Source organism: Fischerella sp. PCC 9605 (genome assembly GCF_000517105.1).
Lineage (GTDB): Bacteria > Cyanobacteriota > Cyanobacteriia > Cyanobacteriales > Nostocaceae > PCC9605.
Genome location: NZ_KI912153.1, coordinates 295,181 through 319,810 on the forward strand (window position 1 = coordinate 295,181; position 24,630 = coordinate 319,810).

The window sequence follows — 24,630 nt, forward strand, 5'->3', positions numbered from 1 at the left end:
GCTTCAAACAGCGTGTCTCTAAAAATCTGTTCAAATTTGCATCTTGCATTGTTTGCAATAGTTGGAAGGCAAAACCTCCTAACCCTCGTTATCAGATTCAACCTGGCAACGAGAATGAGAGCCGCTGGCTCTTCTTGAGAAGGTGCAATATATTAGCAGCTTTAGCTAACTTGAGCTTAAATCGCTAACATCCAAATACTCGCTCTGACAGCACAATTGGGAAAAAGACGCTACTATGCTGATGATTAATGTTAGTATCTCTTAGTTCCTAGTTGGTGCTTCAAGTTGCGCCTTCAGTAATTATACTAGTATAGAGCTATTCTTGTAACATTAACCACTGTTGTACCTTGAATTCTTAGTAGTATTTATTACTTTAGTGCACCTAAATACTACCGGCAATAGAGCGATCGCCATGTTTAAATTCAGTAATTTTTGGGGCTGGTTTCAAAAGTTAGGGGTGGGGATAGTTGGTATCTATACTTTCTCTGCAAATTGTGCGATCGCCCAGGTTACTTCTGATGACACTATACCCAGTAATTCTATTGTCACACGAGAGGGTAACACCTGGAATATCAATGGCGGAACCCAAGCGGGTAACAACCTGTTCCACAGTTTCAACGAGTTTTCTTTACCGACTGGTAGCGAAGCTTTCTTTAACAATAGTGCGGATATTCAAAACATAATTAGTCGAGTCACGGGCGGATCAATCTCAAACATTGACGGGTTGATTCGTGCTAATGGTATTGCCAACTTATTTTTAATCAATCCCAACGGGATTATTTTTGGTCAAAATGCACGTTTGGATATCGGCGGTTCCTTTGTTGCCAGTACTGCTAATAGTTTGAAATTTGCTGATGGCTTTGAGTTCAGCGCTACTACACCTCAATCTGCCCCCTTGCTGACTATTAGTGTTCCAGTCGGTTTGCAATTTGGACAGAATCCAGCGGCGATTCGCGTTCAAGGTACAGGACACGATTTCACAGTTGCCAGTCCCATCTTCTCGCCCGTAACCAGAAGCAGCAGTTCAACGGGTTTGCAGGTGCAGCCAGGTCAAACCCTAGCCTTGGTGGGGGGCAATATCAACTTAGATGGAGGTACACTGACAGCAGCAGGAGGACGGATTGAGTTAGGCAGTGTAGCTGGAGGTTTAGTTAGTCTCAATCCCAGTTCCGGTAGCTGGACTTTCGGCTATGAAGAAGTGCCTGGTTTCGGTGATATCGAGCTATCTCAAAAAGCCTTAGCAGATGCCAGTGGTGTTAGTGGTGGCTTTATCCAAGTACAAGGACGAAATCTTTCGGTGCGCGATGGCTCACTTGTTTTGATTCAAAATCAAGGGTTGCGATCGGCAGGAGCAATAAAAGTCAACACCAGAGAGTCTGTAAAAGTAAGTGGAACCAATGCCGATGGCACAATCCGCAGCAGCCTGACAAATGAAACAGTAGGAGCAGGTAAGGGAGGAGATGTTGAGCTTTCCACCCAGCAATTAGTCGTGGAAGAAGGAGGAACCATCGTTGCCAAAACCCTCAGCCCTGCAACAGGCGGCAATGTAAATATCAATGCTTTCGATTCAGTACAAGTCAATGGAGCAAGTGCAGTTAATCCCAGCGTTACTAGTTCTATCGTTGCTGCCACTTTTGGCCCTGGGGATTCAGGCAATAACACAGTTTCAACTGGGCGTTTAACCACAACTGGAGGAGGAACCGTTGCCTCTGCCTCTTTTGGATCTGGAAAAGGAGGAAATCTCAGCGTCAATGCCACTGATTCTATAGAAATTGTTGGCGTTGAACCCAACTTGTTTTCACCTAGTGGTTTTCTTGCTTCCGCATTCAATGCTGGAGATGCTGGCAACTTGACAGTTAATACACCTAGATTAACAGTTCAGAATGGGGGAAGAGTTGGTGCTTCTACCTTTGCAAGTGGTGCAGCCGGTAATGTTACCATCAACGTCCCTGAGTTCGTGGAAATAAAAGGTACAGTGCCAGGCTCTGTAAATCCTAGTCTAGTCTCTTCCTCTGCTAACCTGGTAGATCAAAGCTTACAAGAACTTTTTGGCTTGCCTCCTGTACCCAGCGGCGCTTCTGGAGACGTGACAATTAATACTGGTCAGTTAAAGGTTACAGATGGCGCTCTAGTGACAACAAGCAATAATGGGTCAGGAATTTCCGGAAATATTAGAGTTAACGCTCGTTCTGTTTCTTTGAATGGTGGAGGTGGCATCACATCTGAATTGGGGGGAACCTTCGTAGGCGGAAAGATTTCTGTCTTTTCTCCCTTCACTGTGGGATCTGTTAAGGGAGGGGACATTGCTATTTCAGCCCAACAGTTTATTGTTCAGAAAGGGGCAGGTATTTCCACTGCTACCTTTACGAATGCAGCAGGTGGTAATGTCAATGTGGATGTCTCGGATTTTGTGCAAGTAGACGGATTTGTGCCTTTTAATCCGAGAGCGCTTAGTTTTATTGGTAGTTCTACCTTTGGTTCTGGAAAGTCAGGAAATGTCAACATTTCTACTGGGCAGTTAAGGGTTCTGAATGGGTCGAGGGTAGGCGCTGGTACATTTGGAAAAGGCTCTAGTGGAGATGTTACCGTCAATGCAACCGAATCTGTAGAAGTCATCGGCGCAGAACTAAGCCAGTCGGTAGGAAGCCTGATCGGTGTTTCTACGCTCAATGATGGAAATGGTGGTAACTTGACTATCAATACACCAAAACTGATAGTTCAAGATGGAGGCAGGATTGATTCTTCCACCGTAGCGAGTGGCTTAGCAGGAAGTATTACTATCAATGCTTCTGAATCTGTAGATGTGAGTGGTAAAATACCTGGAACTGATGAACCCAGTTTGATCAGTGCTGGTGCCACTATTGAGAATGAATTTGCCCGCCGGCTTTTTGGATTGCCCCCCGTGCCAAGTGGGTCTTCTGGAGATGTGACAATTAACACGGGTCAGTTAAAAATCACAGATGGTGCTTTAGTCTCTACAAGAAGTGATGGCTCAGGAACTTCAGGGAATGTGAGGATCAATGCTCGATCTATTTTCCTAGACAACAAAGGTGGTATCACATCAGAACTAGGCGGAACGATCGCAGCAGGACTAATTTCTGTATTTTCCCCGGTCACTATCGGAGGTGGCAAGGGAGGAGACATTGCAATTTCAACCCAACAGCTAGCTGTCCGAGGAGGGTCAAGCATATCCACTGCTACTTTTACGAATGCACCAGGTGGTAATGTAACTATAGATGCCTCTGATTCAGTAGAAGTTAGCGGAGCAGGGCCATTCCAATCCCCAGTGAGCTTTTTAGGTGTTTCGACTTTCAACACTGGAGATGTTGGCGACATAACTATCAACACAGGCAAATTGGCAATTCGGGATGGAGGCAGAATAGATTCTTTGACCACAACGAGTGGCTCAACTGGAAGTATTGCTATCAACGCTTCTAAATCTGTAGAGGTAAGTGGCAAATTGCCTGGGACTTCTATTCCTAGTCTGATTAGTGCTGGTGCTAATATTGAAAATGAATTTGCTCTCCAGATTTTTGGATTGCCGCCATCGCCAACTGGAGCATCTGGAGACGTGACAATCGACACCGATCAATTAATCATCAAAGATGGCGCTCTTGTGACAGTGAGTAATCAAGGAGCAGGAGACGCAGGCAACCTAAAAGTTACATCTCGCTCCATTCGCTTGGATAACCAAGGAAAACTAACAGCTAACTCAGCAGCGGGTACCGAAGGAAATATTTTGCTGAAAGTGCGAGATTTACTGTTGTTACGCCGCAACAGTGAGATATCTGCTGTTTCAGGCACAGCCAAAACTGGTGGTAGTGGTGGTAATTTTATTGCTGATGTTGGTTTTATTGTCGCCGTACCCTCAGAAAATAGCGACATCCTTACCAATGCTTTCACAGGCAGAGGCGGAAATATAACTATCCGTTCTGACGGCATTTTTGGAACTCAATTTCGACAGCAGCAAACATCAGAAAGTGATATTGTTGCCTCAGGAAGAGTTACATTCAACACGCCAAACGTAGATCCGAGTAGTGGATTAATCGAACTGCCTACTAATATAGTTGACCCAACCCAACAAATTTCCACCGCTTGCACTCCCGGAAGTCCACAACGTCAGAGTTCATTTGTTGTTACGGGGCGCGGCGGTTTACCCTTGAGTGCCACAGAATTGCTACAAGATACCGCGACGCTGGCAGAGTGGGTAAGAAGCCGAGGCAAACCTACTCAAGCACAAATGCAACTACAACCAACAAAGGTAGCTACTGCTAGCGCTCCCATTGTCGAAGCCTCTGGTTGGATAGTTGATGCTAATGGCGATATCCAACTAGTGACACAAGCTCCTGTAGTGACTCCTCACAATCAGTGGTTGCCATCTGCATCTTGTCCTGTTCACTGATTTGTTGGTTGTTGGTGGTTAGTAGGGGCGCAAAGCTTTGCATATAGGCGTTGAGATAGCAACCGCACATAAACTATTTTGTACGTAGGCGCGTTGTTTTATACCTGCTTACTATCGCAACGCTTATCTATTCTCTAGTTGCTGAAAGTATCCTTGATGTTATCAACGGTGCGTTCAACAGCATTCTTTGTGTTGTCTACTGCTTTCTGAGTCCGGGCTGCATCTTCCTCTGCTCTTTTCTCAATTCGATCCCTATCTCTCTTGGCTTTGCGCTCGATGAAACTACCACTGTCATCCGTTGCTTGCTCAACTCGCTCGGCATTTTTATTTGCAGTTCGTTCAACTTGATTTGCCGTATCTCGGATGAAATTCTTGGCTCGTCCAGCATCTTCACTGGTTTTCCCTTGAATCTGTGAGCCTAGATCTGCCTCAGCGATCAAGTTGGCAGCAGGATCAGCCATTGCTGCGGTGTTCGCGAAAAACGCACCCTGCCAAACGAAGGCGATCGCTGACACACAAAATAAAGTTGTAGCCATCCAGCGTCCTACAGTCGAAAGCCGTTTCATCAAAGAATTCAGTTTCATAGGATACAATCTCCATGAGATTTAGCATCCTATTTTTACTTCATCTAGCTCATCAGCTAAATCGTTCCCTAGAGAGAGGTTGTCTCATCATAAGTTGGTAAAAAAATTCGCTCTTTCAATAGATTATAATGAACCAACCTCATGCAATCTGCGGTTCAACCCAACTTAGGTAAGTCATCTCTGGGCTTTGGGAATTGCCGATATTAGAGCGCGTAAAGCAGACAAGCAAAAGACGGTTTTTTGGTCGTGTCCAATGATAATTTCGCGCGGTTCGTCAACAGAGTGCCATTCATCATCAAAAATGTAAGCAAAAGGGTAATTGAAGACGGTTGTCGCGTCTTCAAAACACTCCATGCTTGTTGCGGTTGTTCTCAGCCTTACGGTCGTCCAGATCCACGTAAACCCTACATCCGCTCCAACACCTGAATACCTAGCAAAGACAGCCCCAGCTTTAGGGTTCGAGCTGTTAAATAACACAGTGCCAGCCGCGATGTCCGCACTGGTTCCTCAGATTTGAGAACAGGGCAGTTTTCGTAGAACTTATTAAACTTATCACTCAGTTGATACAAGTATTCGCATAACCGATTTGGCAGTAAATCTTGCTCAACATCACCGACGATTTCGTCCAACTGTAACAAATGCTTTGCCAAGGTTAATTCTGTGTCTTCACGTAGTAGAATTTTGGCATCTGCTCCCAACTGTCCAAAATCAATGTTACCTTCCCGACTAATTCCTTGTGTCCGGACGTAAGCGTACAGCATGTAGGGTGCGGTGTTGCCTTTGAGCGATAGCATTTTGTCGTAGCTGAAGATATAGTTGCTGGTGCGATTTTGACTGAGATCGGCGTACTTTACCGCACTAATGCCAACTACTTTCGCAACATGGGCTTTGAACTGTTCAGTTTCTTCCCGCCCTTCTTCTTGTAATCTGGTTTCTAAGTCTGCACGCGCACGGGCGATCGCTTCATCCAGCAAATCCCGCAACCGCACTGTATCCCCAGAACGGGTTTTGAATTTCTTGCCATCTTCACCCAGCACCAAACCAAAGGGAACGTGGACGAATTCCACATCATCGGGAACCCACCCCGCCTTGCGTGCTACCTGAAACACCTGGGCAAAGTGATTTGCTTGTCCAGCATCTGTAACATAAATTATTCTTTTGGCGTGGTCTTCTTGAATCCGGTAGCGTATGGCGGCTAAGTCTGTAGTGGCGTAGTTATAACCCCCATCAGATTTTTGCACAATCAGGGGCAGTGGTTCACCTTCTTTGTTAGTAAAGCCTTCCAAGAAAACGCATTTTGCTCCTTGGTTTTCTACTAGCAACCCAGTCTGTTCTAAATCTTCTACAACTTTTGGTAATAAGGGGTTGTAGAAAGATTCGCCACGCTCTTGCAGTTTAATATCTAGTAAGTCGTAAATTTCTTGAAATTCTGCCCTTGACTGTTCGCACAACAGTTTCCAAGCATGGAGTGTGTCTTCTGCACCTGCTTGTAATCTCACGACTTCTTTCCGTGCAGTCTCTTGAAAAGCTTCATCTTCATCAAACCGCTTTTTGGCTTGGCGATAAAAGCTGACTAAATCGCCTATATCTAAAGCATTTGCAGTCGTGAGGGCTTCTGGGTAAACTTCCCGCAGATAGGCAATTAACATTCCAAACTGCGTCCCCCAATCACCAACGTGATTCAACCGCAGTACATCATGTCCCCGAAATTCCAATATCCGGGCGATGCTATCGCCGATAATTGTCGATCGCAAGTGTCCGACGTGCATTTCTTTGGCGATGTTCGGACTGGAAAAATCTACAATCTCGCGCTTTGGGGTTTTTGCCTTAGCAACTCCCAATCTGGAATCTGCTTGCACGGCGGCGAGTTGTGTTTCCAAGTATTCTGTTGTCAATTTGAGATTGATAAAGCCAGGGCCAGCCACTTCCGGTGGTTTGCAGATTTCCGATACATCCAGTTTATCGACAATGGCTTGAGCGATCGCTCGTGGTTGTTGTCCTAAACGTTTAGCTAAAGATAAAGCCACATTCGCTTGATAATCACCAAATTTAGGATTGCTTGCAGTCACCAACATCGGGTCTACATCGGCGTATTCAGTGCCAAAGGCTGCAACCAAAGCCTGCTGTAATTTCTCTTTTAATAGTTCTTGTGTAGCGTTCATATATATATGGTGTTATCTCTTATTCAGAGGCAATGTGGCTGTTGATGATTAGATGTCCTTAAAGACCTGATTATTCTAACCTTAAAATACGGTAACAGAGTCCAGGTGAAGAATGTCATAGTACACTACAATCCCCTGCACTGTCTGTCACCCTCGACAGAACTTTCTTCTGTCTTACTCTTGTGTCTTACTTATAGTTGTGATTGGATGAAGGAACAACCGTGGTCAAATCGCGGTATCATCCTACAATTAAATTTGTTCAATTCATCGACAATATCAGGACTGTCAAAATCTCTTGAGTTCCGATTGAGGAAACATGATACTGAGGGTGATGCTGACGAAGGTGAGAAATGACTGATGCATAAACAAGAGCATCTTGTGGTTTCAAATCGTATGGATCTTCGTATATTGCTGCCTCAGTAAGAATATCAGCAGTCAGTGTAATTACTTCCACACTCTTCAAGAGCCGAACTCGATACTGCACAAAGCGTTGGCGTTCATCCTCATTACTCTGAACTAACAAACTCGCAATGTCTTGAATGCTATTGATGCGAGTTGTATAGGATGCAGTACGTGCAAGCTGTCGTAACTCAGTGTCGAGTACTTGCTGAAGATCCTTACGACTCTTGGCTTGACGACTCAATTTTTCGTGTGGTTCAGCTAGACTATATGCTGGCATGACAAGCTTTATATGCCCATCTTCACACAGTTGCATAATTTGCTCACAGCTTACAAACTGCTCTTGTTGAAAAACAAGTTCCAGAACAAAGTTAGTTTCAATGTAAACGTTCACGCAACAGCCTCGTGGTCGAATCTGCCTCCGGCAATAGCGTTATAAAGACCTGAGTCAACCAGCCATCGCTGAGACTTACCTATTTCGCTAATAGGCTTCTCGGAGTGAATAATACTTCCGAGCCAAGATGTAATAATTAATTCAAGACTTTGACTACTTATTTTTTGCTCAGTATCTATTCCAGCTTGTTTAAGATAAGGCTGAAGAATGGGACGCGCATCAATAGTATAAGTTGGTTTACTTAGATCGAGTTGTGCATCATCATTAGCCCACAGATAAAACCTGTCAGGGAAGACCATGAGAAAGTAAGGGGCTTTCGGAAAGATTCCGTGGGCGAGGATATTGCGTCGCAGTTGTGCAGCCCACTCTGGCGGAGCATTCAGTTTACTCTTAATCTCAATGACAAGTACCAGTTGACCGTCGTGGTTGTAAACTGCTAAATCCCAGCCAGTATTTCTTTGAGTAGACATGATTTTTTTATTAGTTACTACAATCCATTTTGGCGCAGAACAATATTTAGCTTGTCTATTTCTTTTAAGTCTCCCCACAGCAAATTAAACTCATCTATTAGCAATACTCTCAACAGCCCTTGTTCCATTTTATTTCTGTGCAGCAAAATCCCAATACATCTAGTGCTCAATAGCTAATCCCAACCTAAACTTTCGCTCATAGATCTAAAAACTGATACTGGATCTTCGTCTAAAATTGAACACTTCACTTTCACAGAATCTAAATTATGTGAGCTCAGAATTAACTCGATTAAATCTTTGAAAGAAGTGGAACTCATTGGAGGGATATAGACTTCGTCAATCAGTGTGTTTAAATCAACTCGAACTGGTCTTCCAGAGCATCGTTTCATTCGAGCATCCACAAGTAGATTCAAATAATGATTTTCTTCTGTTGGCTCAGGTAACTCATGAAACATCGCCCGCAATTCTTGTTCGTGCTTAAATGCCGATCGCTTGTATATAAATGGTCTCACAAAGGAGTAAATATCGTTAAAATCTGGTCCGGGAATTGCTTCGTTGACATAATCTAAATATTTAATTTTCCCTACATGAATATCAGGACTATCTGAACCAAAACAATTGATTAATCGCTTATAACTCGATTTAATGGCTATGCCGTCTTTATTTCCTAAATAGAGTTTCCACATTGCCTCAGATTCAGAGTCATCCATGAACCAACAGCTTGCAAATACCGACCTTTTTAATCCCTCGAAAGCCAAGGCACGAATTTCTCTGGGGTCACTAGAACTGATTAAATTCTGAGGCTCAGTTCTAATTTTCATCAAGTCATATTCCATTGTTTTTTTCGTATATGACCCTTCAAATCGGTCTTGAAATTGGCAAGCAGCAGAAAAATACAAAGTCTGTGTTTTGATCAGATGATAAAACTTGGAAATATTCATATATCGCCAGATAAGTTGGTTTTCATTATCTGGCGGGATGAAATCAGGATGAGCTTTATACATTGGTATTGCTCCTCAAAGATTTTTGCCCTCAATTCCGATGCCAGCGAGTACCTTCACGGCTATCTATTAAAGTAATGCCTTGGGTTTGCAATTCATTGCGGATGCGATCTGCTTCGGCAAAATTCCTAGTTCTTCTCGCTTCTTGCCGTTTTTGAATTAACTCCTCAATTTCCGCATCAGTGATACCACACTGGGACACTTCCTCTTCAACCGTGGCTTCCAAACCTAAAACTCTTGCCAACGTGACGAGAGTCTGCCATTGTTTGAATAACTCTTCTGGTGGCGTTTCGGTTTTGCCTTCATGCACTAGGAGATTTCCCTCGCGGCGCAGTTCTTTGGCTAATTCAAATAGCACTGCTAAGCTAACAGAGAAGTTAAAGTCATCGTCTCCCGATTCTTCAAATCGTTTGATGATTTCTTGATCTAGCTGATTTCCGTTATTGGTGAAACCAAGTTTTTCGCCGTGCTGATAGCCAAAGAGTAATCCTTCTTTAAGGGTTTTCCAGCTACTTTCAGCAGTGGCGATCGCTTCATCTGTAAAATCAAGTGGTTTGCGATAATGGGCTTGCAGTACAAAGTACCGCACTGCCATCGGATCGACCGGGCGAGCCAACAGTTCGCGAATGGTAGTAAAGTTACCCAAGGACTTGGACATTTTCTTACCATCTACCATCACCATACCGTTATGCATCCAGTAGCGTGCTAGCGGTTTTTTGATGGCGGCTTCCGATTGGGCAATTTCATTCTCGTGATGGGGAAATATCAAATCTCCTCCGCCACCATGAATATCAATTGTTTCACCAAGTTGCGATCGAATCATCGCCGAACATTCAATATGCCAACCAGGACGACCTTTACCCCAAGGTGAGTCCCAAGCAGGTTCTCCCGGTTTAGCAGCTTTCCATAGGGCAAAGTCAAAGGGGTGTTGTTTTCTACCTTCCGAATTTTCTAGGTCTACCCTACCGCTAGCACCTGCCTGCATTTGTTCCAGATCTCGTCCCGATAGCTTGCCGTAAGTGGGGAAACGCTCCACTCTGTAATAGACATCACCACCAGCAGCGTAGGCGTAATCTTTTGCTTCTAAGGCTTTAATCATTGCCCGGATTTCTGGGATATGTTCCGTTGCCCGGGGATATTCATCAGCATCCATGACGTTTAAGCGCCGGATATCTTCAAAATAAGCATCGATGAAGCGATTTGCCACTGCTTCCATCGTTGTACCTAGTTCTCTCGCACGGTTGAGGATCTTGTCGTCAATATCAGTAAAATTCTGTATGTAGCGCACCTGATAACCGCGCCATTGCAGGTAACGACGTATGGAGTCCCAAACAATGTATGAACGGGCATGACCCAAATGGCAGTAGTCATATACCGTCACGCCGCAGCAATACATCTTAACTTTTCCTGGTTCGATTGTTTCCAACGGTTCTTGGCGACGAGTGAGGGTATTGTAAACGGTTAGGGTCATAACACAGTAATACTTAATCAGATACGCAATAATAGGTTAAAGCAGCTGGGACGTTTATCCAGCATCCCTATGCTAGTGTTTTATGGACTCTCTGCGCTACATTTCTAAATTGACTTTTTTGATAGCAGTGCTATGCAAGCAGTTACCTCTGAATCTCATTCAATGGATGCCGCAAAACAAGGACTACCAGTAACAATTATTACTGGTTTTCTCGGTAGTGGAAAGACAACTTTACTCAATCATATCCTGACCAATCAGCAGGGTTTGAAAACCGCTGTTTTAGTAAATGAATTTGGTGAAATTGGCATCGATAACGAGTTAATTATCTCTGCTGACGATAATAATATGGTGGAGTTAAGTAACGGCTGTATCTGCTGTACCATTAATAATGATTTGGTCGATGCCGTTTACAAAGTTTTAGAACGCCAAGAAAATATCGATTATCTAGTTGTAGAAACAACTGGGCTTGCAGACCCGCTACCAGTTGCTCTCACATTTCTTGGCACGGAATTGCGAGATTTAACTCGTTTGGATTCAATTATTACTGTTGTAGATGCGGCAAATTACAGCCTGGATTTATTTAATTCTCAGGCTGCTTACAGTCAAATTGCCTATGGTGATGTAATTCTGCTGAATAAGACAGATTTAGTTTCTGAGGAAGAATTGCAAACTCTGGAAACCAAAATTAGGGAAGTTAAGGAAGGAGCGAGAATTATTCGCACCAAGCAGGCACAAGTGCCATTACCTTTAATTCTTAGCGTTGGTCTGTTTGAATCAGACAAATATTTTGATACTGTCGAAGCGCACGATCGTGAACATCACCATCATGACCATGACGACAATCATGACCACTCTGAATGCGGTCATGACCATCACGATCATGACCACGACCATGACCATGAACACCATCACCATCATCATTCCGATCACCTAGAAAATGATGGCTTTACCTCACTATCTTTTGAAAGTGATAAACCTTTTGCAATCAGGAAATTTCAGTATTTCTTAGATAACCAACTCCCTGATAACATTTTCCGTGCCAAGGGAATTATGTGGTTTGATGAAAGTCCCAAACGGCATATTTTCCACCTTTGCGGCAAGCGCTTTACTTTGGATGATGATGAGTGGAAAGGTGAGAAGAAAAATCAGTTGGTGCTGATTGGGCAAAATTTAGATCGCGAACAATTGCAAGAACAACTAGAAAACTGCCTGTGTATTCCTTCCACTTCTCGTGGCAAAGGATTTGGAAAATGATGAATGCTGAATTATGAATTATGAAAAGTTTATAATTCATAATTCATAATTCATAATTATTTATGCGTATTGTTGTCCAACGGGTTAAATCATCTCAAGTCACAGTGAACGGTGAAATTGTCGGCAAAATTGGACGAGGACTAAACTTACTCGTAGGTATTGCTGAGACAGATACTGATGCCGAACTTGACTGGATGGTACGTAAATGTTTGGAATTGCGGCTGTTTCCCGATCAAGAAGGTGGCGACAGGTGGCAAAAATCTGTACAAGAATTTGGCGGTGAGTTGCTGGTAGTAAGCCAGTTCACGCTTTACGGCAACTGTCGCAAAGGTCGCCGTCCTTCTTTTGACCGTTCAGCAGCCCCTCAAACAGCCGAAGATTTATATAACCGTTTTGTTGCTAAGTTACGTGAGAGTGGTTTAAAAGTGGAAACTGGTAAATTTGGAGCGCTGATGCAAGTTTCAATCGAAAATGATGGCCCCGTGACTTTACTACTAGAAAAAGAAGCAAGCTAAGTGTTTACACGTAGGTAAAAAATCTAGCCATAATCTAGACTTATTGGTACTAAATGGTGAGAGAATATTAATTTAAGCATCACAAAACTTTAAATACACTCAAAATGGCAAAAATCCAGTTTTCAAGGGGTATCGACGAAGAAGTAATTCCAGAAGTGCGCTTGACGCGATCGCGCAGTGGTGAAAGTGGCACTGCAACGTTTATTTTTCAAAATCCAAAAGCATTGGATGTTGGCAATACCGAAGACATCACTGGCATGTACATGATTGATGAAGAAGGGGAAATAATCACCCGCGAAGTCAAAGGTAGATTTATCAACGGTAAACCAGAAGCGTTGGAAGCAGTTTACCTGATGAAATCCAAAGATGAATGGGATCGCTTTATGCGATTTATGCAGCGCTATGCAGAAGAAAATGGCTTGGGATTCAATAAATCTTAATGAGTCATTGGTCATTAGTCATTGGTCATTGGTTAATAGTTAGTGGTTAGTGGTTAGTGGTTAGTAGGGGCGGGTTTCTATAAAATATCCCGTCATTTAAGCCCACAAGTATCAAAGCTAAACCCGCCCATACAGTAATTGATGGTTGATTGGAACAAACAATAACCAACAAACAACACATGCCAAATGACAAAGGACAAATGACTAATGACTGCAATTCACCAACCCCACCCCGATCAACCAGGAATAACGGTAACTTGTGCTGTTGTTACCGTTAGCGATACACGTTCCCAAGAAACAGATAAAAGTGGTCAATTAATTCAGCAATTACTCCGTGATGCCAATCATGCAGTCGGAGCCTATACGATTATTAAAGATGAACCAACCCAAATTCAAGGGCAGTTAGAACTACTGGGTAAAACTTCCAATTTGGATGCTGTGATTTTTAATGGCGGTACTGGCATCGCGCCAAGAGATACTACCTACGATGCTATAGAAAAATTGCTAGAAAAGACTTTGCCTGGGTTTGGTGAGTTGTTTCGATTTTTAAGCTATCAAGAAATTGGTTCGCGGGTGATCGCATCTCGCGCTGTTGCTGGTATTTATCAAAGTAAACTCATCTTTTCTCTACCTGGTTCCAGCAACGCCGTGCGCTTGGCAATGGAAAAACTAATCCTGCCAGAACTAACTCACCTAGTTAATTTATTGCGTCAATAGGACTGGTTAGTGGTTAGTGGTTGTAGAGACGTGCCATGGCACGTCTGTACATTGGTTAGTGGTTAGTGGTTAGTGGTAATTCTCCCCATCTCCCACTCTCCCCATCTCCCCATCTCCCCATTTCCCACTCTCCCACTCCTCCACTCCTCCACTCCCCCACTCTTCCCCAGTCCCCAGTCCCCAGTCCCTAAAAACTAATCCTTCTTCATCCAGCTAAACATAGCGCGTAAGTCTTTACCGATTTCCTCAATTGAGTGTTCGGCTTCTTTACGACGCATGGCGGTAAATCCAGGTTTGCCTGCTTGGTTTTCTAGAACAAACTCCCGCGCAAATTGTCCAGTTTGAATCTCGCTGAGAATCTTCCGCATTTCTGCTTTAGTTTGTTCGTTGACAATCCGAGGGCCACGAGTGTAGTCACCATATTCAGCAGTGTTGGAAATACTATCGCGCATTTTAGCGAGTCCACCTTCCACAATTAAGTCAACAATCAGTTTGACTTCGTGGAGACATTCAAAATAAGCTAATTCTGGCTGATAACCAGCTTCTACCAGAGTTTCAAATCCAGCTTTAATTAAGGCACTTAAACCACCACACAATACTGCCTGTTCGCCGAATAAGTCGGTTTCGGTTTCTTCGCGGAAAGTGGTTTCGAGAATGCCAGCACGGGTTCCACCGATACCTTTAGCATAAGCCATGGCCCGATCGCGTGCTTGTCCGGTAGCATCCTGAAAAACTGCAAATAAGCAAGGTACTCCTTGTCCTTCTTCGTAAGTCCGCCGTACTAAATGTCCGGGCCCTTTGGGTGCTACCATGATCGCGTCTACGTCAGGTGGTGGCACGATTTGACCAAAGTGAATATTGAACCCGTGGGCAAAAGCTAATACATTCCCTTCTTCTAGCTGGGGTTCAATTTCGTTTTTGTAAACTGTTTTTTGTACCTCATCAGGTAACAAAATCATCAGCAAATCGGCAGCTTTGGCTGCATCTGCCACACTCTTGACAGTTAACCCAGCGGCTTGGGCTTTAGCTGCTGACTTACTGCCCGGATATAATCCGACAATAACGTTCATGCCACTATCCTTAAGATTCAGGGCGTGGGCATGACCTTGGGAACCATAACCGATGATGGCGATCGTTTTTCCGGCTAAAAGGTCTAAATTTGCATCTGCGTCGTAATACATCCGAGCCATAAGCGCGTCTCCAGTCAGCAAGCATCCTGTTTGTTTGCAGACTTGTTATTTTACCGAATTATGGTACCGTTTCTCGATCAATTCTTTGGACTTCCTCATCAGATAATTTCACATCGAGGGCACGTACAGAATCTTCAATGCTAGAAATTTTGCTAGCACCGGGAATCGGCAAGATACATGGTGACTTGGAACGCAACCAAACTAATACAATACAGTACACTGATACGCCTTTTTGTTTTGCTAACTGGGCAATAATCGAGATATCTTGCAAATTCTCATGGCGACGACTACCACCAAAAGGACTCCAAGGCAAAAAAGTCAAACCTTCAGTCTCACAATATTCCAGTACGCCATCAAACTCGGGCTGGCGATACCAAGGATTGTATTGGTTTTGCACCGAGACGATATCAATTACATCCCGTGCCCTTTGAATTTGTTCCACAGAAAAGTTAGAAACTCCCACAAAACGAACGATCCCCGCTTGTTGTGCTTCTTTGGCTGGTGTTAGGGATTCCTCAATGGTATAGTCAGGATCTGGTGCGTGATATTGCCATACATCAATAGGTTTATTACCACCTAAAGCCTCAAAGCTGATGCGAATAGTCTCACGTAAGTGTTTTGGGTTGCCATTACGTGTCCAGTTACCATTGGGACGCATCAAGCCACCCTTGGTTGCGACAATCACTTTGCTTGCATCGCCATCGTAAGTTTGCAAGGCTTTATGAATCAATTGCTCGTTGTGGTGCTTATCTGATTCATCTTTGCAGTAAGAATCAGCGGTGTCTATGAAAGTGATTCCTAATTTCAAAGCGCGATGAATAACGTTAAGCGATCGCGACTCTGAGGGGCGGTTGCTTAACGACATCGGCATACCTCCTAAACCGATGGCACTAACATCAACACCTGTTTTTCCTAGTTGTTTTTTATCCATATTTATGCTTTAGTTTTCAGCACTATTATCTATTGTTATTTACTAATTGGTCAGACCCTTCTTGACAATTCATCTCTCAAAAGGTTTATTGTTTTTTAATAAGCAACCTCAACAATTAAATAGTAACTGGGTGTGGATAAACAAAACTATGAGCGTCCTAACGATCATTATGACGACTGCATTGTTGTCAAAAAATTTAGATAAGTATTTGCGAAAGTTAGTATGACCATATAGCTGCTACAGACCTTTTGCAAAAATAACTTTTGCCACCTGTAGGAAAGGGTTAAAAGTCAAGTAGGAACGAAAAAGATAACTACTTTTGCTACACCCCTAATCCATGCTGCGTCATACCTTTATTCATGTTCTTATCTTTTTGTAAAAAGTATAAATATAGACATTGACAAGTAGTATGTTTTTATAATTTGCAGAGATATAAATCAGTGAGCAGCAAATAAAGTGTAATTATATTGTTAAAATCAAGCAAATTGCATGATGCTTCAAATATGTTTGCTTAGATTGTAATATTACGTAAAAATACATAAAGTATTTTTATAAATCAAATCTTTTATATCAAAATTTATGAAAAGTAGAAAAAGCTGGAAACATTTACTTCAAGAAAGCTTCATAGAACAGTTAGTAATCTTTAGTTATATTATGTGACGCTTTTGAAAATGTATTACTTTGAAATATCAATCCCTTTTTCTGGAGTCAATTTATGGCACACCCCAGGGAAGCAGTTCCTACCGTCACTTTTGTTGATAACTATTGTGCAACTTACCAGCACCTTTTCCCAGAAGTCAGAAGCTTTGAATTCTTCAAATGGCTGCATTTGGGTCTAATTTCTGATATTCCTCGTAAAACACTGCCTGCAATTGCCCAATATCTAGGTTTAAGCAACCATCAATCTTTACTTCATTTTTTGACTGAATCACCTTGGCAAGTAGAAGAACTGAGAAATCAGAGATTATCTATTATTCGTCAGGTGTTAGAAGGAAGAAGTTTTACTTTGATCATTGATGATAGTGGAGATAAAAAGAAAGGTAAAACTACCGATTATGTAGACAGACAATATATTGGCAATTTAGGCACAGTCGAAAATGGAATTGTTTCAGTCAATGCCTATGCTTTTGTAGACGGTCTGATTTTTCCCTTAATTTTTAAAATTTTCAAACCTTTAAAAAGACTGAAACCGCAAGACATCTTTAAAACAAAACCTCAATTAGCTGCCGAGATAATTCAAGAACTACAAGAGAGAGGGTTCAAATTTGACTTGGTATTAGCAGATACTGTGTATGAAGAATGCGATTCTTTGATTAGTGTCCTCAATCAATTTCAACTCAATTTCATCGTTGCGATTAGAAGTAATTATGGTTTTTGGCTAGCTCCGAGTCAGAGACTTAGGTACACCAGATGGAAGAAATTCCACAGGCTGTTCTCTAAAGGCAAGACCGAAGAAAGCTACATTCGTGAAATTATCTTCGGAAAGCATCGACAAACCCGCTATTGGCAAGTTACCACTGACCGAGAAAATTTTTCTGACAACTTTACTTTGTTCCTAATGAGTAATTTACCAGCATCTATTCCTTCAGCAGTACGTAATCCTTATGGATTAATAACTTGGTTAGAGTACGGCTGTAAGCACAGTAAAAATTACATAGGTTGGTCTGATTTCCGCGTCACTAATTACGAACAAATAGAACGTTGGTGGGAGGTAGTATGTAGTACTTACTTAATGCTTAGTTTACAATTTCATGTCTTCCAGCAAAAATCAAATCAAGCCATTACAAGCCAAAACACCGAACTTATCGCTTAAATTATTTTTTGTTATTAGCCCTACTCCAGATTATTACTGTTTTAATACTCAATGACAAGCAAAATATAGCCATCCTGATTTCAGTAGCATAGCTGCCTTAAGTTTCAGAAATAGAGGTAACTGCTGTTGTATTTACACTTAACGAGTCAGCTGCATCATTTCTACAAGAAAACTATGAAGGCATCATTGCGAAGTCGTCAAGGTATAAGTAAAAGCCTATTCACACTGATAGCGATCGCTGGTGTTGCAAGTGTAATGTCCTTTACCAACCCTAATAACAATGCCTATGTTGACTATGCCGCAAACCGACTTACCAGCGAGATTCAAAATGCTGTTTGTAAAGGGCCACAGTTGCCACAAGGACAGTTGTGGGAGGGTGTTAGCAAACTGACAGCCACTACCTGCAAATCTGGACTGGCAACAGGACTGGCTTTTCAAAGTAGTAATATCAAAGACGTTATTACTCAATCAACCGAGCGCCAGAACTTTTTCATTTTCAGTATCTATACTACAAAAGTCCCTGGATATAACTTTAGAACGATAGGCGCATTTGGTAATTTCCTGACGTTTCAAAAATAGCAGGGTTTTAGTGATAAGTAGATCGGCACAATTAAAGTTAACTCGTGAAGATCGTCATTTGTCATTTGTCATTTGTCATTGGTAGGGGCAAAGCATTTGTACTAGTACATTCAGTTTTGATGTCAAGATATATATACAAATGCTTTACCCTTACAGGCGTGTTTACTTTTCGTAACTCGCGTTATGTTTATTTCCACTCACCTACTTAATTGAGTAGGCAATTATAGATTGTACCTATGGGTGATACTACAAAAACCTCAAAGGTTTGTACTGATGATGACGAAACGATGGTGCTCAGGAATGCCAAGATAGGTAGCAGAAGCGTATTTAAACTCTTATGCCAGAACTACGCCACTCCATAGCCCAGCACTACCACGAACGCACTAAGTATGACCCTGAAACTATAGCCTCTAAACATAAGGGGTTAGACTGGGCAAAGCAACCTGTGCCGTTCAAAGAGTACAAAATTGGCTCGACTTTTGACCTCAAGCCCTACATTCAAGATCAGCCTGAGGCTTTTGTCAACAACTCAGATACTCAATGGTGGCAAAGATTATCGCGGCTTTTGTTTTGCAGCTATGGACTGACTGCCAGAATGCCTTCTATGGGAAGCGCGGTGTATCTCCGTGCTGCGCCTAGTGCTGGTGGTTTGTATCCAGCAGAGGTGTACGTAGTTTCTCGCGGTACGCCTTTATTGCCTCCAGGTCTGTATAACTATCAGTGTCGGACTCATTCCTTGATGCATTTTTGGGAAAGTGATGTTTGGCAAGCTTTGCAAGCAGCTTGTTTTTGGCATCCTGCTTTGGAAAGTACTCAACTGGCAATTATTACCACTGCTGTTTTTTATCGTTCGGCATGGCGCTATGAAGATAGGGCTTACCGCCGGATTTTTCTGGATACAGGACACCTTTTGGGTAACATCGAGTTAGCAAGTGCTATTACTGACTATCGTCCTCATTTAATCGGTGGCTTTGTGGATGAAGCGGTCAATGAACTACTTTATATCGATCCTCAACAGGAAGGAGCGATCGCAATTCTTCCCCTAGCTGATTTACTAGATATTAAACAAAACTTGCCCACATGGCGAACTGCCCTACCCTCCGCCACCGAAACTAATTATCCTGAAATTCCCGATGGTGAGTTGTTGAACTACTTTCACAAGGCCACCCAAATCCAACCAGGCACAACTGGCAAGCTGAATTTGCCGGAAGTCAAACAAGAAAAGTCCTTGGAGGATAAGTACAATTTTCCTTTCTGTCAAAAAATTTCTACTGCCACTACGCCCGTGCAGTGGGGCGAAAAGCTTGAAGACTTGGAAGCTACTATTCTCAAGCGACGTTCTACCCGTGCTTACACAGGTGAAGATTTAACATTTGATGAATTAAAAGCCTTACTTGATTTCACTTATCAACCCCAAAATTACATCGACCAAGGTTTAGATATTTCTCCAGACTACTTTGACCTGAATTTAATAGAAACATTTATCGCCGTTTCCGGTGTCAAAGGACTTGAGTCAGGCTGTTACTATTACGCACCCAAAGCGCAAGAATTACGACAAATTCGCTTTAAAAATTTCCGTCGGGAGTTACACTTTCTCTGCTTGGGACAAGATTTAGGTCGAGATGCGGCAGTGGTGTTATTCCATACAGCAGATTTGAAGGCAGCAGTTGCTCAATATGGCGATCGCGTTTACCGTTATTTACATATGGACGCAGGTCATTTGGGGCAAAGGCTGAATTTAGCCGCAATTCATCTTGGCTTGGGCGTCAGCGGTATTGGCGGCTTCTTTGATGATCTAGTCAATGAAGTTTTAGGTATTCCTGCTGATGAAGCAGTGTTATATATTACTACATTTGGACGTCCCCGTTAGGAGAGTAGGGGAGATGGGGTGATGGGGAGGTGGGGAGAATAACCACTAACCCTTCGGGTTCGCTAGTCGCTCATGGGGGGAACCCCCAAGACCGCGCTAGCTCACCACTAACCACTAACTACTAACTGTTGACTATTGACTAAATTGAATAAAGAGCGATCGCAAAGCGCGATCGCCCCGTTCGTTTATCTACAGACAAATCAGCCAAGGGTGGAAATCTTTAAATCTTGGCTTCTTCCTTCACTAACTTATCCCAACCCAAATCTTTCAGGCTGTTGTTCCGACGCAGCGGACGGGTTACTAACTCAAGAATGTCACGGGCGTTGGTAAAGCCATGAATTTGAGCAAAAGTAAACTCTACAGACCATTTAGTGTTGATACCGCGTGCTTCCAACGGGTTGGCATGAGCCATACCAGTAATTACTAAGTCAGGCTGTGACTCATAAATCCGCTGGACTTGGTTGTAGTTGTCTGGCTTCTCAACAATTTTTGGCATGGGTACGCCCATTTCCTTGCAAGATTTCTCCAGCAAAGCTAACTCAGCAGCTTGGTAGCGCTTGTCCATGTAGGGAATACCAATTTCATGCACGGTCATACCGCAGCGCACCAAGAAACGTGCTAGGGAAACTTCCAGCAAGTTATCACCCATGAAGAATACAGACTTGCCACGAATCAGTTTTACGTATTCTTCCAAACCTTCCCAAATTTGGGCTTCCCGTTCTTCCAAACCTTTCGGGGTAATGCCAAACACCGAGCAAATTTTCTCAATCCAAGCACGAGTACCATCAGGGCCGATGGGGAAAGGTGCACCAATTAACTTGCACTTGCGACGCCGCATTAAGGTTGTAGCGGTGCGGCTAAGGAAGGGATTGACACCAGCGACATAATACCCTTCTTCAATCACAGGTAATTCTGTAAAGCGCTTGGCGGGTAGCCAGCCAGAAACTTTGATCCCTTGCTTCTTCAGTTCTAAGGTGAGTTGAGTAACTACAGGGTCGGGGAGAGAACCAAATAGTACCAAAGGCGGGTGATCTACGTACTCGGATTCTTCTTGTGCGACTTCTTCTTTCTTCTTACCAAAATTGAGCAGTTTTTGAATCGCGTTACGCTCGTTTTTATCAGCTTCTACCACAGGGGTCTTATCCGGACAGCGTGTCGCCATCGCCGCTAACACCGTGTCTTCCCCTTGGGTGAAAGCATAGTCTAAACCATTGGCACGAGCCACGACAATAGGGATACCAATTTCAGATTCTAGCTTGGGAGCCAAGCCTTCCAAATCCATTTTGATAATTTCGGTAGTGCAGGTGCCAATCCAAACAATTACACTAGGATTGCGATCGCGTTTAATCTGCAAGCACAGCCGCTTTAATTCTTCGTAATCATTCAGTTGTGCTGAAATATCCCCCTCTTCCAACTCTGCCATCGCGTAACGGGGTTCCGCAAAAATCATCACCCCCATCGCGTTTTGCAGGAAGTAGCCACAAGTCTTTGTACCAATTACCAAAAAGAAGCTATCTTCAATTTTTTGATATAACCACGCCACACAACTAATTGGGCAAAAAGTGTGGTAATTACCGGTTTCACACTCAAAATTTAAAGCTTCTGGTTGAGCAAGAGTCATTTTAGTATTTTCTCCCCATGATTTTTAAAGTTAAGAGTTAAGAGTCAACAGTCAATGGTCAATGGTCAATAGTCACTAGTAAAAAAATCTTGACTCTGGACTATTGACTTTTGACTAATCAAAACTCCTAACTCTGCATTTACGTGTTGGGGAAAAGACTGGCAATTTCCGAGTCGTCCAAACCGTTAGTTGACAGTTCTTCCCCTAAAAAAATATCTGTATTTGCTTCACCCTTAAAAGAAGCTGTCTCGTTACCCCAAACATCTGATAACACGTCAGCAAATCCATTCTCGTTAGGTACAGCGGAAATTGTGTTATCTACTTCCTTGATCCCATCAAAGGAAATATCACCAAACTCGTCAGCTGCATCTGTTTCGTGCATTTGCTGGAACTCATTTTTTGAGTAGGGATCTTGGGGCGAGGAGTTATCGTCCTCCATACTACTCAGGGTTTCCGTAGCCATTGCCCTCAGTTCATCCCGCAACATCGTATCAGGAACCATGAGGGTTTCTTCATGGTTGTAGGTTACTTCCAAATCGTGAGCAATGGCATCGTTCCCAAAACCATCTGTCTCGGATGTTGTCAATGTTTCATCATGGGATTTCTCTTCCATGACGGCTGCTGACTCATTGTCTTGTTGCGATCCTTCTGTTTTGGGAATATGATTACCCAGAGCAATGTCTGGATCGAAATTTAAATCCAGCACCTCAACTAGGGTATCAGCATCAGGATTCAATTTGGAGAAAGGTAGCATCAACTGCGCTAGCTTCGGTTCCAGCGCGTTAGCCACTCCCAGGATGAGGTAAGAAGGCGGTCGCTTGCCACCATCAGGTGTGTAAACTGATTCCACCTGCATGTGCAGCTTAATCCAGTCGCGATTGTTCTGAAAGAATTGCAACCACTTTTGCTTAAGCGAATCTGTAAAACTGTAAAAGAAAGCCATACTCTCATCCTGAGAAAAAAATGATTTATACAATCATCAAGTCTAATTCTTCTTCCGGATTAGGAACCTGTGGTTTCTTCGGATTTAGATAAAAATCGGATAACAGAGAGAATAATTCCCTGTCTTGGGCATCTTGCGGTACCACACCCTCAGGAAGTGCCAAAAGTTGGTCAGCGATATTTAAGTAATAATCGCAAACGTAATTCAAAGAGGGATCGGTATCTGCCATTTCAAACAAAGTCTTACCCTTAACACGGGAAACACGGATATCTTCAATCAAAGGTAAGACTTCCAAAACTGGCATCGGCACCGCTTCCACGTATTTTTCAATCAGGTCGCGCTTAGAGGTACGATTACCAATTAACCCAGCCAGACGCAGTGGATGAGTCCGTGCTTTCTCTCGTACGGAAGCTGCGATGCGGTTAGCAGCAAACAAGGCGTCAAAACCGTTGTCTGTAACAATGATGCAGTAGTCAGCATAGTTAAGGGGTGCTGCAAAACCACCGCAAACAACGTCACCAAGAACGTCAAATAAAATCACATCGTACTCATCAAAGGCGTTGAGTTCTTTCAGTAATTTTACCGTTTCGCCTACTACGTAACCACCACATCCAGCACCAGCGGGTGGCCCGCCAGCTTCTACGCAATCAACTCCACCATAGCCTTTGTAGATCACATCTTCAGGCCAAATATCTTCGTAGTGGTAGTCTTTTTCTTGCAAGGTGTCGATAATCGTTGGAATCAAGAAGCCGGTAAGGGTGAAGGTGCTGTCGTGTTTGGGGTCGCAGCCAATTTGCAATACTTTCTTGCCACGCTTGGCTAAAGCGACGGAAATATTACAGCTAGTTGTAGATTTACCGATACCGCCTTTTCCGTAAACTGCTAATTTCACTGTTTTTGCCTCTTATGGTTTTTTATTATTGGCTCAAACACTTGCAGCACCGTCTGTGACGGCGATGTGTGAGGTCTTCGAGTGTCATTATTGTCCAAATAAAACTGAAAATAAAGGGGTTTTTAAAATATTTTAGGGCGATATTCAGAGTAAATAAAGCTTTATTTGAATAATCACGAAAAATAATCTTTATAAAATCATTTAAAGCCTTAAAAATCATAAAATAACTATTTTATTTATAACAAATATATAAAATAGTTACAAAAAGCAAAAAATTATCTAGCCTTGATTTATAGGGTTTTCATCAAAAAACTTATGGCGAAATAGCAGAATTTACGCTATGACCCTAAAAGGGTTTTGCTTATGGAATTGGTATTCATAGGGTTTAGAAAGATTTATCTGTAAATTGAGCGGCGTAACCTATCTTTAGTTGATACAGCGATCGCGATCGCTAAAAGCAAAGCATCGACAAAAGTCAGATTCATACCAAGTTGCGTTCAGACATAGCAATAGCAATTCATGCCCTCTCCCCTTCCCCTGTTCCAAATTGGGAGAGGGGTGCCGACAGGCGGGGTGAGGGAAGTACTATCTTTGACTGCAACTTAGTATCAAATACCTAATGTATTTGCGTGCATTGTATGTATCTAGAATGTCGTGCTGGCAATGCCACTACCGAAACTGATTCCAAAAAAATTGGCAGTTGCCAATCAACTGCCAAGACAAGGTGATTACTAGTTTTGAGGCATCAATCAGAAAATGTAAAAAATAATTACATTTAAAAAAATTGGCTAAATTTTTCTAAAACAGACATCTAACTAGCTTGACGCTGGAAACACTCCTTTTGTTTGTTAGTAGCGCCCCACGAAGCCGCGTTTTCGCCTTTGCTATGAATGGAAGAAACACCTCTTTTCCTCCGACCCTGTTCCCTGTGTTTCTTGAAAGCGCCCCACGGGGGGGCGATCGCCGCCCGTTACTGATGTAA

General features: G+C 42.9%; 20 protein-coding genes. 8 read left to right on the forward strand and 12 right to left on the reverse strand.

All coding sequences use genetic code 11. The features are described 5' to 3' along the window. Nucleotides 1-412 precede the first annotated feature (412 nt). Nucleotides 413-4,402 (forward strand): two-partner secretion domain-containing protein, encoded by a 3,990-nt coding sequence (locus FIS9605_RS39475; protein ID WP_082209946.1) that lies wholly within the window; start codon nucleotides 413-415, stop codon nucleotides 4,400-4,402. Nucleotides 4,403-4,536: 134 nt separating this feature from the next. Here FIS9605_RS39475 and FIS9605_RS0133820 read toward each other — a convergent pair whose 3' ends face one another. The 7 genes from FIS9605_RS0133820 to cysS form a co-directional block, all read right to left on the reverse strand. Continuing rightward, nucleotides 4,537-4,986, reverse strand: a complete 450-nt coding sequence (locus tag FIS9605_RS0133820; protein ID WP_026736424.1) for a hypothetical protein — start codon at nucleotides 4,984-4,986, stop codon at nucleotides 4,537-4,539. A gap of 174 nt (nucleotides 4,987-5,160) precedes the next feature. Next, nucleotides 5,161-5,340, reverse strand: a complete 180-nt coding sequence (locus FIS9605_RS39480; RefSeq protein WP_051470278.1) for a hypothetical protein — start codon at nucleotides 5,338-5,340, stop codon at nucleotides 5,161-5,163. Between the two features lie 50 nt (nucleotides 5,341-5,390). Continuing rightward, nucleotides 5,391-7,148 (reverse strand): arginine--tRNA ligase, encoded by a 1,758-nt coding sequence (gene argS / locus FIS9605_RS0133830; RefSeq protein WP_026736425.1) that lies wholly within the window; start codon nucleotides 7,146-7,148, stop codon nucleotides 5,391-5,393. A gap of 259 nt (nucleotides 7,149-7,407) precedes the next feature. After that, the gene (locus FIS9605_RS39485; protein ID WP_197036238.1) at nucleotides 7,408-7,941 is read right to left on the reverse strand and encodes a PIN domain-containing protein; all 534 of its coding nucleotides are present in this window, start codon (nucleotides 7,939-7,941) and stop codon (nucleotides 7,408-7,410) included. Then, nucleotides 7,938-8,411, reverse strand: a complete 474-nt coding sequence (locus tag FIS9605_RS0133840; RefSeq protein ID WP_026736426.1) for a hypothetical protein — start codon at nucleotides 8,409-8,411, stop codon at nucleotides 7,938-7,940. The genes FIS9605_RS39485 and FIS9605_RS0133840 overlap by 4 nt, the downstream gene beginning before the upstream one ends. 173 nt (nucleotides 8,412-8,584) lie before the next feature. Beyond that, nucleotides 8,585-9,415 carry a DUF2971 domain-containing protein gene (locus tag FIS9605_RS0133850; protein ID WP_026736427.1) on the reverse strand — a complete coding sequence of 277 codons (831 nt, stop codon included), beginning with the start codon at nucleotides 9,413-9,415 and terminating at the stop codon, nucleotides 8,585-8,587. Between the two features lie 28 nt (nucleotides 9,416-9,443). Further along, entirely contained in the window at nucleotides 9,444-10,883 is a 1,440-nt protein-coding gene (gene cysS, locus FIS9605_RS0133855; RefSeq protein WP_026736428.1) for a cysteine--tRNA ligase, read from the reverse strand. Between the two features lie 132 nt (nucleotides 10,884-11,015). On the opposite strand from cysS, the gene FIS9605_RS0133860 reads away from it, so the two are divergent. From FIS9605_RS0133860 to FIS9605_RS0133875, 4 genes are all read left to right on the forward strand, one after another. Then, entirely contained in the window at nucleotides 11,016-12,137 is a 1,122-nt protein-coding gene (locus FIS9605_RS0133860; protein WP_026736429.1) for a CobW family GTP-binding protein, read from the forward strand. 62 nt (nucleotides 12,138-12,199) lie between these two features. Further along, nucleotides 12,200-12,652 carry a D-aminoacyl-tRNA deacylase gene (gene dtd / locus FIS9605_RS0133865; protein ID WP_026736430.1) on the forward strand — a complete coding sequence of 151 codons (453 nt, stop codon included), beginning with the start codon at nucleotides 12,200-12,202 and terminating at the stop codon, nucleotides 12,650-12,652. Nucleotides 12,653-12,756: 104 nt separating this feature from the next. Continuing rightward, nucleotides 12,757-13,092 (forward strand): photosystem II reaction center protein Psb28, encoded by a 336-nt coding sequence (psb28, locus tag FIS9605_RS0133870; RefSeq protein WP_026736431.1) that lies wholly within the window; start codon nucleotides 12,757-12,759, stop codon nucleotides 13,090-13,092. Nucleotides 13,093-13,299: 207 nt separating this feature from the next. Further along, on the forward strand, nucleotides 13,300-13,809 hold the full coding sequence (locus FIS9605_RS0133875; RefSeq protein ID WP_035140680.1) for a MogA/MoaB family molybdenum cofactor biosynthesis protein: 510 nt from the start codon (nucleotides 13,300-13,302) through the stop codon (nucleotides 13,807-13,809). Nucleotides 13,810-14,003: 194 nt separating this feature from the next. Here FIS9605_RS0133875 and ilvC read toward each other — a convergent pair whose 3' ends face one another. Then, nucleotides 14,004-14,999 (reverse strand): ketol-acid reductoisomerase, encoded by a 996-nt coding sequence (gene ilvC / locus FIS9605_RS0133880; protein WP_026736433.1) that lies wholly within the window; start codon nucleotides 14,997-14,999, stop codon nucleotides 14,004-14,006. 58 nt (nucleotides 15,000-15,057) lie between these two features. Next, nucleotides 15,058-15,930, reverse strand: a complete 873-nt coding sequence (locus FIS9605_RS0133885; RefSeq protein ID WP_026736434.1) for an aldo/keto reductase — start codon at nucleotides 15,928-15,930, stop codon at nucleotides 15,058-15,060. Between the two features lie 715 nt (nucleotides 15,931-16,645). Here FIS9605_RS0133885 and FIS9605_RS0133890 point away from each other — a divergent pair. From FIS9605_RS0133890 to FIS9605_RS0133900, 3 genes are all read left to right on the forward strand, one after another. Continuing rightward, complete coding sequence (locus tag FIS9605_RS0133890; RefSeq protein ID WP_026736435.1) at nucleotides 16,646-17,743, forward strand: IS701 family transposase; 1,098 nt, start codon at nucleotides 16,646-16,648, stop codon at nucleotides 17,741-17,743. A 174-nt stretch (nucleotides 17,744-17,917) separates the two neighbouring features. After that, a complete protein-coding gene (locus FIS9605_RS0133895) occupies nucleotides 17,918-18,322 on the forward strand; it encodes a DUF4359 domain-containing protein (RefSeq protein ID WP_026736436.1) in 405 nt (134 codons plus the stop codon). Nucleotides 18,323-18,659: 337 nt separating this feature from the next. Continuing rightward, nucleotides 18,660-20,192 carry a SagB/ThcOx family dehydrogenase gene (locus tag FIS9605_RS0133900; protein ID WP_026736437.1) on the forward strand — a complete coding sequence of 511 codons (1,533 nt, stop codon included), beginning with the start codon at nucleotides 18,660-18,662 and terminating at the stop codon, nucleotides 20,190-20,192. A 220-nt stretch (nucleotides 20,193-20,412) separates the two neighbouring features. Here FIS9605_RS0133900 and FIS9605_RS0133905 read toward each other — a convergent pair whose 3' ends face one another. The 3 genes from FIS9605_RS0133905 to bchL all read right to left on the reverse strand — a co-directional run bounded on the left by FIS9605_RS0133905 (nucleotide 20,413) and on the right by bchL (nucleotide 23,648). Continuing rightward, on the reverse strand, nucleotides 20,413-21,813 hold the full coding sequence (locus FIS9605_RS0133905) for a ferredoxin:protochlorophyllide reductase (ATP-dependent) subunit N (RefSeq protein ID WP_026736438.1): 1,401 nt from the start codon (nucleotides 21,811-21,813) through the stop codon (nucleotides 20,413-20,415). Between the two features lie 139 nt (nucleotides 21,814-21,952). Then, nucleotides 21,953-22,756 carry a DUF5331 domain-containing protein gene (locus FIS9605_RS0133910; protein ID WP_026736439.1) on the reverse strand — a complete coding sequence of 268 codons (804 nt, stop codon included), beginning with the start codon at nucleotides 22,754-22,756 and terminating at the stop codon, nucleotides 21,953-21,955. Between the two features lie 25 nt (nucleotides 22,757-22,781). Continuing rightward, nucleotides 22,782-23,648: a ferredoxin:protochlorophyllide reductase (ATP-dependent) iron-sulfur ATP-binding protein gene (gene bchL, locus FIS9605_RS0133915; protein WP_026736440.1), complete on the reverse strand. Its 867-nt coding sequence runs from the start codon at nucleotides 23,646-23,648 to the stop codon at nucleotides 22,782-22,784. Nucleotides 23,649-24,630 lie beyond the last annotated feature (982 nt).